Genomic DNA, 13,009 nt, shown 5'->3' with positions numbered 1-13,009 from the left:
CATGGGAGGATGGACGGGCTCCTCCGGGGGCGTTCCGCCTTGGTGTAATGGCAGCACGACGGCCTTTGGTGCCGTTAGGTCCGGGTTCGAATCCTGGAGGCGGAGCGGGGGCGTGTTCGGTCTTAGCGGGATTCCTGGTCACTCTTTTGTCTGTGAAGGCTGCTGGCGCCGCCAGATCGTGGCTCAGCAGTGCTCTGGACCTCGTCCTGGCCGTTCGGCGAGCCCAAGCCCATGGCGAGCAGGCGGTTCCGTGAACGACGAAGGCCCCCTGACCTGTTTTCGGGCAGGGGGCATCGGCTCGATTGCCGAGCGAAGTCGTTGATTGTTCAGTTCGGGGCGAGCGAGGGCGCCTAGCCGAGGAGCTCGTCGATGGGTACGAGGTAGTACTCCGGGGGCTCAGAGTCCGCTTCGGTGGCTTCGAACGGCTCGACCCGTGCGTTCGGGTTCTGCTTGGCGTAGGTCATCCAGTGGTTGCGGTTCTTGGCGCTCAAGCGCTTGAGCGCGAGACGGTCCTGGAGGAAGTGGATGAGGCGGCGGAGGTTCTGGGAAGCGGCGGCAAGCGCTGCAGCGATCTCCGCGAACCACGGGCCACGACCCCGGCGGTTCAGCGGGTCGTGAAGTCCCTCTGCCTGGGGGTCTTTCACTCGCGAGTTCACGGATTCGATCGTGTTGCGGAGTCCGTACCAGCGGCGCCACTCTTCGGACTTGTATTCGAACTCTTGTCCGAACTTGAGGTGCTTCGTCCCGTCCCCGTCGTTGCGCGGATCGGCAGTGAGGACGCCGGGGATCTTCACGGTCTTGCCGGGGATGGGGGTCTTGAACTGCTCGCCGGTGGTCTTGTCGAAGTCGATGGGGTCGAGTCCGGTCGGGTAGAAGTACTGGCGCGAGCCGTCGGCGTTGTGGCGGCCCCGCGGCTTGAGTCGATACTTCGCGCGCTGCTCGCGACGCTTGGAGACAAGGTCATGTCCCGCGGTGAGCGTCGCCTCACGAGCCACGGGATTCGTCATCTTCGATGCGGCGATTCGAGTCTCCGCCCAGGTCGATTCGGCGAGCTTAAGGGTCTCGGGCATGAATGAGGGGTACCAGGAGCCGTCGCACATGACGAGGTCGTGCTTGCCGTCCTTGCTCGCGTAGTAGGCCTGGATGCCGAGCTTGTCGTGTGGGTAGTCCATGACGGCGTTCGCGCCGTGCGCTGCGATGGGGAGCTGGAAGTCCTCGGACTTCGCGCCGGGCAGGTACGCGCGGTCAGCGATGACCGTCGTGATCGGAATGCCGCGTTCCTTGCAGGAATCGAGGAAGCGCTTGCCTTGGCCATGCACTTCGCCGGGCTTGTGGCCGCCGAACCAGATGATGAAGAGTGGAGCGTCGATGTCCGCTCCGGGACTGTTCCGGGTGAGCGTGCCGAGTTCGGCTTCGCGACCGAAGATTCGCTTGCCGGGAGCAGAGTTCGTGCCGTCGTGGTCGCCCTCGCGAACGTAGAAGCCGCAGCCGTAGTTGACGGATGCGGTGTCGTCGCCCGTCATGTTGTCGAGGCTCTTCTGCATGCCGGCGACGGGTACGACGGTTGCATCGATTGCCGCAGTGCCGTTCATGCGTTCGCGGAGCTCCTTGGGAAGAAGGAGCCAGGTCCCTTGGAGCAGCTGATTGCAGATGGTCATCATGCGTCCCTCGAGCAGCTCTAGGCGCTCGGGGTCGGAGTAGAACTCCTTCTTGATCTCGGCAAGACGCGCCGGGCTCGGGCGCCGCCAGCGGGGGCCGGGGTCGCGGTCGAGCAGGTCTTTGAGGCGGTGCACTGCCCGCCAGTAGGCGTCGTAGAGGTCTCCTCGGTCGAAGATGCTGGGGTCGATGCCGAGCATTTCGAGCTCTTCGTTCGTTGAGTCGACGAGGAGGTCAGCGCCCGTGCGGATGCTGACGGTGCCTTTTACGCGCATTGTGACGAACATCAGCGCCATGGCGCTCGTCGTGCTCATGTACGCGTGGCGGCCTCGGCGGGACGGGTGGTCCTCTAGCCAGTACTGCTCAAGGAGTTCCTCGATGCCACCGAGTGCAATGACCTTGCTCGTCTCCCGGACGGCCCGGTGGAAGGCGTCTCGTTTGCCCATCTTGAGGTACATGAGCATCGACATGCCGAAGCAGTCCTGCATCCACTGTTCGGCCTTCTCGAAGTCGTGATGCTTCGCCTTCGGAGCGGTCATCGTGTTACCGCCTCGGCGCGGAGCTGCTGGCGGTAAGACGCAGCGCCGAGAGCGGGAACGTGGGCGACAAGTTGGTCGAGGTGTTCGAACTTGGTGACGCCTGCGGCGGTCATCAATGCCCGCATGTTCGTGCCGGCGATGAGGTGGGTGATGATCCACGTGTTCCGCATGCGCGTGGTCACTGGGTCGGGCTCATTGCCGCGGTCCGTGTCGTAGAGGAACGTGGTGAGGGTGCTGATGCCGTGCTTGACGCGCTTGGGTGAGCCGAACACCCAGTCGTCCTCGGCGACATTCGCAATCGCGTTGAGGAGCAGGGGCTCGAAGCGTGCGAGAAGGGGCACCGCGCGTCCGGTGCATGCGACGCTGACGAGGATCCCGTCGGCGTCGACGGTGATATCGCGTCGGCGGACCTGGAGTAGTTCGTTGGCTTTCAGGCCAGCCCCGGTGCAGAGAGCGAGGACGACGCCAGCGCTGCGGCGGCGCGCGGCAGTTGACTGGCCGGTTGCCCAGCTTTCTAACAGGTGCAGGTCGAGGTCGTCGTAGGGAGCAGCAGTGCTCTGAGGCGAGGTTGCGGAGAACTCGAGCGGGACGGTGCCGACGAGCGCTTCGGACATGCGCATCAGCAACGACCGATACGTGCGGCGGGTCGTGTCGGTCCAGGTGACATCGGCCCGGGTGACGTAACGGCGGACCATCACCGGGTGGAACACGACCATCGTTTTGGTCGGGTAGCCGTTGATGTTGACGACCCAGTCGACGTACGGCGCCGCGACGACGAGGAGACGCTCAGCCGTGATCATTGACGCCGCGGCAGCCTCGACCGAGGCATCGAGCACGAAACGACGGATCTGATCCCAGCGGTCCGCAGGGAACGTCGGGACGTACGTCACAGCAGCCGCCAGGAGCAGTAGGCAGGCGCAGCGTGCTTCGACGAGTTGGTGGCCGAGTCGATTCGGAGTCGTTCGCATGCCGTCCCTATGCGGGACGCTCCCGTCCGGGTCGGCCGTGAAATCCAAGATCGATGATCCGACGCCTTCGGTTCCCACTGCTGGCGCGGATTGCAGCGCGACACGCCCGAGTTTCTCAGTGCCACCGTGTGTGACCCGTTCGAGGGCATTTCGGGCCTTGGATGCGACGAAGGTGAGGAGGGCGCGTGCATGCGGTTCGCGCTCCTCTCCGGCGTCGTGGACCCGGTAACCGTAGTGATCCGCTCCGCCCAATTGGTCCTGTTCGTGGACCCGGCCGTCGGACATGCCGTTCCGCCAGCAAAGTTCTGACCCGTTCCGCGCATACCCGCTCCGCGACCGAAAGCCGGTCGCGGAGAGGAACCCATGCCCGCCCCTACCCCCGCCCTTGCTCTCCTGCGGTCCGAGTACGAAGCACTCAGCGCGCTGCCGACACGGCAGCTCACCCTCGATCAGCGACGCAGCATCGACTACTTCTTCGCCGACATCGACGAGACCGCAGCAGTCGAACCGTTCGTGCGTCGATGGATCCTGCGTGTGCACGGCCTGGACGCGTTCGTTGCACAACACGCTCGGATGCCTCGCGCAGATTCGCGGCGGCCACGTCCAGCGACCGACGAGCAGGCGCTGGTCGACACGGTGGCGTACTTCCGTCAGGCGCACGCCTCGGGTGGCTACCTGGATTACCAGAAGCGGCGGCTGGAGGCGGTGCCGGGTTTCGCGTGGTCCCCGCGCGACTCGACGTGGTCTGCGCGCTTTGCTGAGCATCAGGAGTTCTGGGAAGCGAACGGGTTTGCTCCGCGGCGCCGCTCGTCCGACCCGGCAGAGGTGAGGATCGGGCGGTGGGTTGCGCATCAGCGCGCGCTCGAGAGCCGCGGGCAGCTCCGCGCCGACCGGGCAGCACGGCTCCGCGCGGCACGCTACCGGGTGCTCTGACCGCGGGCTTCGGCAAGCAGACGTCGCCGATGAACCGCGGTGTGCAGGTCTGGGACGTGGACGAGGGACGCTGCGAGATGTGCTGCTTTGGTGGTGCCGGCAGCGCGCATGAGCAGGTCGGCGGGCGTTTGTGCGGCGAGGTGTCCTGCTATCCAGGTGGCCCGCATCCCTTTGGGCATTGGGTTCGGCTCGTTGCCCCGGTCGGTGTGACGGATGAACTTCGTCACGATGTTGAAGGTGGTCTCGCGGTCGGCTGCTCCGAACACGAGGCGGTCGCCGCTCAGGCCTCGGAGTCCGTCGAGGAGGAGTTGCTCCCACCGCTGGTTGACGACGCTCTGCCGGGGCGTTGCGCCGTCGACATCGATGACGATTCCGGAGCTTGTGACGCAGACGTCGCTGTGTTGGAGGTGCTGCACTTCCCAGGCGTCCAAGCCGGCTCCTGCAGACAGCGCAAGCAGCACACTCGCGCTTCGGCGGCGCTGTGCGTTGGCCTGTCCTCGGGCCCAGGACTCGAGCAAAGTGAGTTCGAGGTCGGTGTACGGCATCGTCACTGACTGACCGTTGAGTGCAGAGAACTCGAGCGGATCCGCGGTCGGAACGACGACCTCCGAGACCCGCAGCAACAGCGAGCGATAGTCACGCCGGGTTTTGTCGCTCCGTTCGACGTCATCGCGGCTGATGTAGCGGCGGATCATCACCGGGTGGAACACGACCGCTGCTTGCAACGGGTACTCGCACACGTTCGCGACCCAGTCCACGTGCCCGGCGACGACGACCATCAACCGCTCCGCGAGCCAGGCGCATGCCGGTGCGATGACCGCCACCGCGTCCCGCACGAACAAACGAATGCGCTGCCACCGCTCCGCGGCGAGCTGCGGCGTGTATGTCGCAATGGCGTGCGCGGCGCTCGGCTGAAGGCGCGTGACAAGAGTCCCTTCGCCCAGGGCTGGACACTGATTCTCCGCGCCCACGGGAGCGAATGAGAGCGGCGTTGGCTCCCAGCATCGCGTGTGCGCACAGTTGGAGACCGGGGCCGGGCGTGCGAACGGGCGACCGTAGGCAGCACCCATGGGACGGCCGCTGATGCCCGAGGGGACGCGCAACCGCTGAGGACGCACAGCATCCACGGGCGCGATAGCTGAACGAAGAAGATCGCGCTCATGCGCGGTGAAGAACGACACAACCGACCTATGCGACGAGCCGAGGAGCGGGTCGTTGCTGTGACCGTCGGGCGTGTCACACCTTCGTGCCGGTCCCGCGGGGCGGCGGCTTCAGGTAAGGCTGAACGGTGACCGATGCGCTCTCTCAAGACCGCTTGCAGACCCTCGAACTTCGCTTCATCGCGGCGCTGCGTGACGGCGACCACGAAGCCCTCGAACGGCTTCTTCATGCGACTTCTCGGCAACCGAGATTGGAGGCGAAGGACAGATCTCGCGCCGCGAGTTCCTCCGCCGAGCCATCTACGCAGAGGTCGTCGTTCCGAACAGCGAGCCGCGGTGAATTGCGAACCACGACGAAACGCCGCCCGGGAAGATCAGTTATCGCTGGAACGACGCCGAAGGCGTCGAACACTGGCGCGGCTCCTGGTGGAGCGAGACGGACGAAGGCCTGCGGCTACGTCAGTACTTCGCCCAGCAGCGTGCCTTCAACGGAGGGGAGCTGCACCGGTAGCGCACTGACGACACGCCCGACCGGGAAGATCCGCGACCCGATCGGCGCAGCGCGGCATAGGGGCCAGGAGACCAACTCCTGGAGGACCCCTTGGACTACCGCACCGCCACCCGCGAAGAACGAGCAGCCGAGTTCATCGCGTTCGCGACGAAGCTGCACGAAGGCCGCTACGACTACACCCACGTTGGACGGAATTACGTCAACGGTGACACCAAGGTCATCATCATCTGCCCCGAACACGGTCCCTTCGAGCAGACGCCGCGCGAGCACCGGCGAGTTCGAGACACCCCTTGGGGTCCGCAGCGTGGGCAGGGATGCCGCGACTGCAAGGGCTTCAACGCCAGCACGGAAGTCCGTCGTGAACGCTTCGTCGCCAAAGCGGTCCAGGTCCACGGGCAACGCTATGACTACAGCGAAGTCATCTACGTCGACGCCAAGACGGACGTGACCGTGGTGTGCACCGACCACGGGGCTTTCTCTGTGCGTCCGGACAACCACACGTACAAGCACCCCGCTGGCTGCCCGGACTGTGCCCTCCGAGGGCACCGCGCTGCTCCGCGTTCCAGGAAAGTGAACGAGAAGGGCCAGTGGCGGAACCGTCCCGCCGGGACCACCACAGGTCGGAAGCGGCCGAATCGAAACCGAGCGGACGCTCGGTAGCGGACCTCGCCGACGAACTCACTCAACTTCATCCGCGCCTGGGCGTCCGTATGGAGCACCGAGTGCCGACAGACGGTCAAGAGCCTGGCGGAGGCCAACGCATCCGGACACTTCGGCCCGCGAGTCCTGGCCCTGCTCGGGTCGGTTGGCCACCGGGACTGGGAAGTCATCAACGAGCGCATCGTCCGATAGCCCGAGTGGGTGCTCGAAGGTGACCGTTCGCGCCTTGCTGTGCTCTATTGACTCTCGTCCTCCCGTGAATTGAGGGCCTCCATCAGACCCGGGGTGGAACATCCAGCACGAACAGCCGGACGTGCTGCCAGCGCTCCTGAGCAAGCTTCGTCGAGCACCTCCGAGCAGCACTTGCTGCTGTCGCGGGGATGCGCGACAAGAGTCCCTTCGCCGAAGGCGGAACTCAATTTGGGTCGTCGCGCAGCTGCGCCAGGAGCGGCTCCTGCTCCCAGCATCGCGTGTGCGCGCAACCGGTAGCCGGCGCCGGACGAGCGAACGGCCGGCCGTACGGAGCACCGGCTTGCCGTCCGGAAACCCGAGATGAAGTGCGGTGGGACCGAGGCTCGACATCGATCGCGAGAATCGACCGGGCTCGGAGAAGAGAGCGCTCATACTTGCTCAGGGGAGGCACCGCCGTCCTATGCTGCATCTCCAAAGCGAGCTCCGCACGCTGTCCGGCCGGGCGCGTTGGGCGTTCCGGTGGTTTTGCGGCTTCGTCGACCCATGGAAGTGTTGGAGCGTGACTGACGCACCATCCCAAGACCGCTTGCAGATCCTCGAACGGCGCTTCCACGCTGCCATCCGCGACGCGGACTACGAGGCGCTCGAACAGCTCCTCGAAGACAGATTCATGGCTGGAGAAATGAGCGGGGAACAGGGCATCTCGCGTCGAGAGTTCCTGCGTCGGGCCATCTACTCGGAGGTGGTCGTGCCGTCGGTGGAGCCTCGCTGGGTGCCGGTCAACGACGAGACGCCGGCAGGCAACATCTCGTACACGTGGACTTCTCAGGATGGCGTCAGTCACACGCGGGGCTCGATGTGGCGCGAGACCGAGGAAGGGCTTCGCCTCCGAAACCATTTCGCGGTCGTGGGCGCGTTCAACGGCGGAGAACCGCGCAAGTAGACCGAGCGACAGCCCGGACGGGGCCATGGACAACCTGTCGGGCCACAAGGCTTGTTGTCAGTGATTCACGTGTCCTGTCAGCAGACTGCGCGCAGGTTTGTGCCTGAAGCGGTGGTTGGTTGCCTCGCTGAGGGGCCGCACGAACAGCCAGCTCTTGCTTCTCGGGGAGCCGGACGAGGTCGACTCCCCGACGTCCGAGCGAGTGCAGTCGGCTGGGTCGGTGCTGCTCAGGGACGAGCCAGTCTGGATGAACACCATCACGGTCTCGTTCCACGGGATGTTCTCGCGGTTCGTCGATGTGCCTGAGCTTGCTCCCTGTTTGTGGCTGCGGGAACAACGTGTCGAACGCGCAGCCTAAATTGTCCAAGGACTCGCTTTTGACAAGTAGTGCTGCTCGGTCTGCATCGCTAAGGGGCCGGAGGACAAGTTCCGCTGCCTATGCGCAGGTGTCATCCAGCTTCGTCAGCGTGTGTCGAAGCTCTATTCGAAATGCTCACGATCCAGTTACCAAGGGCTTCGGAGAGTTCTGGTCTCCCTCTAGCAGCAGCGCTGCCTCCCGTCGGGACCAGGCTTCCTGCTGGCGCCCCCGTGGCTGTCTGTTCCCAGGGGGCGCTCAGAGCCCCTCCTCCCCGCGTTCCACTCCGTGGTGGCTGAAAATCGGTGTGACCAATCGCGCGGATGATGTGCGACGTGCTCTCGATTCGACCGCGGTCCAGTGATGACTGCCATCTGATCGTGTCGTGGGTGCCGGACGCCGAGGCGCTGTACCTCTTCGCCGGCCCCCGCCTACGATGGCCTCTGACCCTCGATCAGCTCACGGTGGACGAACAGAGCCCTGAACGAACGGCATGGGTGGCAGTTGACGCTGGTACGGAACCGATCGGCCAGTTCAAACTCGCGATGCGCGACGGCCATGCTCACCTCGGACGGGTTCTGGTCGATCCCGCCGAGCGAGGCCGCGGCTTGGCCCACGAGTTAGTGCGGCTTGCCGTCGCCCGAGCACGTGCACTCGGTGCGACCTCGATCGGCCTCAACGTCGTGACGGGCAACCGTCCGGCCCTACGGACGTATGAACGCGCGGGCTTCGTCGAGACCAGTCGACAGGACGCCGTCGGGTCTCTCGCGATGACATTGAACCTGGCGACCCATGTCCGGTAGTCGATCGTCATGCGAGAGGAAGGTGCACCACAACGCCCTGCCAGAACAGCGCCACCGAGTCACGCTGCTCACGGAGGCGGCTACGCAGTGGTTAGAGTTTCGACGTGTCTTCATCTCACATCGCCGCCAAGGCCGAAGAACTCGGCTTCACGCCAGAGGATGGCACCAATGCCGAGGCGCTGCAGAGGGCGATTCGGCGAGAGTTGGTGGGCCTACAGGAGTACGACCTGGATCTCGACCGAAAGGACAGACAACAACAACTCACTGATGCCCTCAGTGAGCTATCGACGGAGATCTCACCGTCGCGCCAACTCGTCCCGATTCCCGCCGACGTCCTCACTGATCTGGTTAAGTTGGCCGGTAGGCCCGGCGATCAGGTTGGCGGGACGGACCCCGAGAACACGGCGACGATCAGACTGCAGGAGAGCCGAGCATCATCGCGCATCGAGGCGACGAAGGATTTCCGGAACTCTCGAACTTTTCCTTTTGCGGGTCTCGGTGCCGTCATCGCGGGATTGTGGGCGCTGCGTGAACCTTTTGGGATCACTGACGTGATGTTCCTGTCTTCGTATGGCTACTTCATTTCCGCCGCGGCGATCTTCGTACTCATCGCGCTTGGATACCTCGTTGCAAGCAGCAGTCAGCGCAGGGACGAACGCACCCTCGACTATCTGTACGACCCCGACACGCAAGAACGGGCACTGGCTGAAGTGGTCAACGAGCGCAACTTTGTGTTCCACTCGAGGGACTTTCAACAAGCGCTGAAGGAACAGATTTTCCTTTCGTCGCTCTCGTTTTTCTTTCCGTTCCTTCCGCTCCGGCGCCGTCGGCTCCTGGGCTCTCTCGGAAGCAAGGTCGACCTCGCTCGAGCTCTTCGCGACGCGACGATGCTCGGCCTTGATCGGTTCGTTGCGGCCGGCATCCTCCGCCGAGTGAAAGTAGGGGTCTCGACGCGGTATGAAGTGCCCGTGGATGATCGCCCGGCTGCCTCCGACGCCTATGAGGACGCGGACGCAGAACTATAGGCATCCCGGCAGCAGAGTCGTTCGTGGTGTGGATTTCGCCAGCGGCGCATCGCGTGTCCTTTACTTCCCGTCCCGAAGCACGTAGGTGGTTTCCGTGGCTTGTGAGCCCCAGCGCTACGCCAGGAATTCGAAATACGCCGATAACTCGGAACCTGCCGAAGTGGACGATCGGCTATGGGACGGTGAGGGTGGTGTATCCCGCTGCTGGCGCCACGTGAAGTGATCAGCACGAGCACTCTTGGTAGTGCTGATCTGCAAAGACTTCTCCAGCGCGAGACACCGCAGCTAGTCAGCCTCGTCAGCATTGGAGGCGGACCGCATCTTGCGCAGCTCTCGCTCCAGCCCTCTGATCTGCTCTTCCCAGTCTCGACCGTCTGTCGCGCCACCAGTGAGGAACAGGTTGCGCTCCGCGATGAGTTCCTCCATCGCGTCGAACTCGGCGGCGTGCTCGGATCGAGCGTGCTCGTCCACCCATTGAGTGAGGATTCCCTCCTGTTCAGCTAAGGGTTGAAGCAGAGGGCGAAGGCGCAGTTGCGGAGCGTTCGCGTCGATGAACGCGCGCGCTGGCCTTGGCCATTCTGTCCGCAGTAGGTTTTCGGTTGTGAGGCTCACGATGCCGTCCATCACGCCGTCACTGTATGAGAAGTGGAAGGCCCAGGGCGCAGCGACGTAGTGCAGAACGTAGTTCCGCAGCTTGGCGAGGAACGGCGAAGCCGGCAGGGCACCGACCGTCTGTGCTCGCTTCTGTTCATACTGGTCTTGCCAGGCGGCGGGCTGTTGCTGCACCACAATCCGCGTCTGATCGATCAGAGCACCCAACCCAGCGGCGTAGGCGATGACTGCCTTGTCGAGAGCCCGTATTGTGTTCTGCTGAACGGTCCGGTCGCCAACATTGCGAGTCAATTCGCTCGCTGTAGGCTCGTGCGTTTCACACACCTCTAGCAGCGCATAGAGCTCCGCAGAGAAGGCCGCCCAGACATCCCACACGCGATGGAGATCCTCGAGCCGTCGGCGCAGTACGGACCCCGGATGGGCGGCAAGCGCGACATCCATCGCGTTTAGCTTGTCACGTTCACCACCCGGCGCTTCGTCAGTAGCGTCTTCGCTCATTACGTTGATCGCATCCCTGTCGTATGTGGTCGATGCCGATTGCGCACCGCCTCACCATCGCCTCTCTAGCGTAGTGGGGTCAAGACCGGTCTTTTCCCCTCCGGTCTGAGACCACCCTAGGAACCCCAGCTGACCCCTTCGAGGAGGTCCGCGAGAGCCCCTCGTTAGCCGATCCTTCACCGGACACCCCACCGGTCTGCAGTTCGCGGCAGGGATCAAGTCTCAGGCCTGCGCCACGAACGCCCAATCGGGCGCGATCGGTGGAATCAGATGTCGTTCAATTCAGTGACCTTTAGTACATCAGGCAGAATCTCCCTGCCGAGAATGAACGTCAATACAGATAGGTAAGTCGGCCGCTGCGGCGTTCGGTAGGCATTCTCTGCATCGATGAATACTCGCACGTGTCCGGGACTATTCTGCGGATACACATGGTACCAGTCTCCGCTTGGAGCAACTGTTTCATGCTGATAGTGGAAGGACTGAAGTGCGAGTGTTTTCGGGTCATAGTCAACCGTGAACGACAAACCAGCTTTTCGACGGTCGATCGGATCAGCTAAGGCCATCGCTGTTAGCGATTGACCTCTCTCCGCAAGAGCAAGCCACGAGCCCTCGATGCCTGTCGACTCCAGGGCCGCGATGAGTCGATCAAGCTGATCGGACCCGCCAAAGAAGTCTTCCATATCTGATGGCGCGCGAATTCGGAAGAAGTGTTCGCTAGAGTTGATCTTCTCCGTGAAATCATCAAGGTCGTCAAGCACTGCGCGCAATTCGTCTGGTGTGCTCGCGTTGAGGCCGGCGTGCAGGGAGCTAGCGACATCTCCCAATTCCACGAGCGCATTTTCCGCTCGTTTCTTCCAACCGCTGAGCATGCCAGGTAAATTGCCCGCCCAGTTCGTCACTGGGTATTCGTATCTGTGATCGAGTGTTGGAGTCGGTTGCTGTCCGTAGCCGATCGAATGCAGCCAGGATTTATTCGATTGGTAGTTCGCACGCATGAGCGCAGACTGCATCTTACGGAGGGCATGTCTGCGTGTCGTTGTAATCTCATGGTTCGTGCTGTTAAGAATCTCCGAGGCGCGCAGGGTTCGCACGATCTTCTTTCTCTTCTTGGTTACCCTTGTGTCGAAGGAGTCATCTATGGTCTTCGTATCAAGAAGATACATTCTGTCGTCGTCGTCGTACCCGGTACATACGATCAGGAAGAATTCTTTCGAAAGGGTGCCGTCGTCTCGTTTGAGATAGCTCGCGGGTATGCGGATAGTCGTTGACCCAGACTGTACGAACTTGGCCTGGACGACCCCGAACCGAGGAGGTGCGTTATCCAGGACTGAATTTGCGAGGCTGTTGATCTGGATCAGAAAATCAGCTCCCTGTACATCGATGGACCGCTCGAGCACCCAAAATCGATTTGCCAGGAAAGCGCGAACTCTAGCTTCGCCGAGCGTCCCGTTCTGCATGCGAGCCAACGAGCCGGCTGCTAGTTCCCTGTCGTTTGTGGACACAGGCTATTCCTTCCGTAGGCCGCTCAGCCTAGTCAAAATCGGCGCGCTACCGAGGAGAGGCGGGTGACTCAGCTCGAGCGCCGGATTCTCTGGCGACGTGGCACTAAATCTGCTTACGCCCCCCGGGCGTGGTGCTGATGACCTGCATGGTCCAATCTCAATTGGCTCCGTCATCTGACCATGTCGGTGTGGCGACTGTCTACCGGCACTTCGCGACGGTCGCTGAGCTGGAGGAGGCGCTGGTCTGGGAGCGCTTCGAAGCTCTCGGGGTCATCCTTCGGGATGCTGAGCCTGGGTAGCTCCGGCACGTCCTGACGACGCACTTCACGCTGCTCGTCGAAGATCACCCCTCCGAACGGGTTACCGCTCGCTCAGTACCGGCGTCTGCCCGGACGGCTCCGCTGCGGACTCACTCATCGCGAGTCTCGAGGTGCTGTTGAACCAAGCCCGGGACGAGGGGGCGATCCGAGAGGACGTCGGAGCGGGCGAGGTCCTGATGCTGCTCTGCGGCATCGCACATCCGACCCGCAGCCTTCCGGCGTCCCTTCATCCCTCGAAGGAATCGGATCTACTTCGTGTGGTGCTCGACGGACTGAGGGGACCAGCGCGGGTTACCGCTAGAGCCGATTGAAAAGGTGGCGTGCTGTCCGGT

The 13,009-nt window shown here is 63.2% G+C and carries 12 protein-coding genes and 1 tRNA gene; 7 read left to right on the top strand and 6 right to left on the bottom strand.

All coding sequences use genetic code 11. From position 1 onward, the window contains the following. Positions 1-33 precede the first annotated feature (33 nt). Positions 34-105 (top strand) — tRNA-Gln (locus KM842_RS09955). 245 nt (positions 106-350) lie between these two features. On the opposite strand, the gene KM842_RS09950 is transcribed toward KM842_RS09955, so the two are convergent. Both KM842_RS09950 and KM842_RS09945 read right to left on the bottom strand, forming a co-directional pair. Then, the gene (locus KM842_RS09950; RefSeq protein ID WP_216257995.1) at positions 351-2,195 is read right to left on the bottom strand and encodes a hypothetical protein; all 1,845 of its coding nucleotides are present in this window, start codon (positions 2,193-2,195) and stop codon (positions 351-353) included. After that, positions 2,192-3,448: a hypothetical protein gene (locus KM842_RS09945; RefSeq protein ID WP_216257993.1), complete on the bottom strand. Its 1,257-nt coding sequence runs from the start codon at positions 3,446-3,448 to the stop codon at positions 2,192-2,194. The genes KM842_RS09950 and KM842_RS09945 overlap by 4 nt, the downstream gene beginning before the upstream one ends. Before the next feature lie 78 nt (positions 3,449-3,526). Between KM842_RS09945 and KM842_RS09940 the strand changes: the two genes are divergently transcribed. Further along, a complete protein-coding gene (locus KM842_RS09940; RefSeq protein WP_216257991.1) occupies positions 3,527-4,096 on the top strand; it encodes a Helicase associated domain protein in 570 nt (189 codons plus the stop codon). Here the strand turns inward: KM842_RS09940 and KM842_RS09935 are convergent. After that, positions 4,081-5,067, bottom strand: coding sequence for a hypothetical protein (locus KM842_RS09935; RefSeq protein WP_216257989.1), 987 nt, complete (start codon positions 5,065-5,067; stop codon positions 4,081-4,083). The genes KM842_RS09940 and KM842_RS09935 overlap by 16 nt on opposite strands. A gap of 790 nt (positions 5,068-5,857) precedes the next feature. On the opposite strand from KM842_RS09935, the gene KM842_RS09930 reads away from it, so the two are divergent. From KM842_RS09930 to KM842_RS09915, 4 genes are all read left to right on the top strand, one after another. Further along, entirely contained in the window at positions 5,858-6,427 is a 570-nt protein-coding gene (locus tag KM842_RS09930) for a DUF723 domain-containing protein (RefSeq protein ID WP_216257987.1), read from the top strand. A gap of 778 nt (positions 6,428-7,205) precedes the next feature. Continuing rightward, positions 7,206-7,562 (top strand): hypothetical protein, encoded by a 357-nt coding sequence (locus tag KM842_RS09925; RefSeq protein WP_216257985.1) that lies wholly within the window; start codon positions 7,206-7,208, stop codon positions 7,560-7,562. Between the two features lie 678 nt (positions 7,563-8,240). After that, positions 8,241-8,720 (top strand): GNAT family N-acetyltransferase, encoded by a 480-nt coding sequence (locus tag KM842_RS09920; RefSeq protein WP_216257983.1) that lies wholly within the window; start codon positions 8,241-8,243, stop codon positions 8,718-8,720. Between the two features lie 104 nt (positions 8,721-8,824). After that, positions 8,825-9,745: a hypothetical protein gene (locus KM842_RS09915; RefSeq protein WP_216257981.1), complete on the top strand. Its 921-nt coding sequence runs from the start codon at positions 8,825-8,827 to the stop codon at positions 9,743-9,745. Between the two features lie 285 nt (positions 9,746-10,030). On the opposite strand, the gene KM842_RS09910 is transcribed toward KM842_RS09915, so the two are convergent. The 3 genes from KM842_RS09910 to KM842_RS09900 form a co-directional block, all read right to left on the bottom strand. Beyond that, positions 10,031-10,855: a hypothetical protein gene (locus KM842_RS09910; protein ID WP_216257979.1), complete on the bottom strand. Its 825-nt coding sequence runs from the start codon at positions 10,853-10,855 to the stop codon at positions 10,031-10,033. A 266-nt stretch (positions 10,856-11,121) separates the two neighbouring features. Continuing rightward, a complete protein-coding gene (locus tag KM842_RS09905; protein WP_216257976.1) occupies positions 11,122-12,357 on the bottom strand; it encodes a hypothetical protein in 1,236 nt (411 codons plus the stop codon). Positions 12,358-12,527: 170 nt separating this feature from the next. Further along, complete coding sequence (locus KM842_RS09900; RefSeq protein ID WP_216257975.1) at positions 12,528-12,704, bottom strand: hypothetical protein; 177 nt, start codon at positions 12,702-12,704, stop codon at positions 12,528-12,530. Between the two features lie 68 nt (positions 12,705-12,772). Here KM842_RS09900 and KM842_RS16050 point away from each other — a divergent pair, with 68 nt between their 5' ends. Next, positions 12,773-12,988 (top strand): SbtR family transcriptional regulator, encoded by a 216-nt coding sequence (locus KM842_RS16050; protein WP_367397719.1) that lies wholly within the window; start codon positions 12,773-12,775, stop codon positions 12,986-12,988. The last annotated feature ends 21 nt before the right edge of the window (positions 12,989-13,009 follow it).

The sequence above is a fragment of the Curtobacterium sp. L6-1 genome (assembly GCF_018885305.1).
Lineage (GTDB): Bacteria > Actinomycetota > Actinomycetes > Actinomycetales > Microbacteriaceae > Curtobacterium > Curtobacterium aetherium.
The sequence above is the reverse complement of the archived record's forward strand: the minus strand, read 5'-3'. Positions and strand labels throughout refer to the sequence as shown.

Excerpts from the sequence above, each read along its gene's own strand:
- KM842_RS09940 (WP_216257991.1), top strand. The coding sequence starts at position 3,527 with ATGCCCGCCCCTACCCCCGCCCTTGCTCTCCTGCGGTCCGAGTACGAA.
- KM842_RS09950 (WP_216257995.1), bottom strand. The coding sequence starts at position 2,195 with ATGACCGCTCCGAAGGCGAAGCATCACGACTTCGAGAAGGCCGAACAG.
- KM842_RS09945 (WP_216257993.1), bottom strand. The coding sequence starts at position 3,448 with ATGTCCGACGGCCGGGTCCACGAACAGGACCAATTGGGCGGAGCGGAT.
- KM842_RS09920 (WP_216257983.1), top strand. The coding sequence starts at position 8,241 with ATGATGTGCGACGTGCTCTCGATTCGACCGCGGTCCAGTGATGACTGC.
- KM842_RS09910 (WP_216257979.1), bottom strand. The coding sequence starts at position 10,855 with ATGAGCGAAGACGCTACTGACGAAGCGCCGGGTGGTGAACGTGACAAG.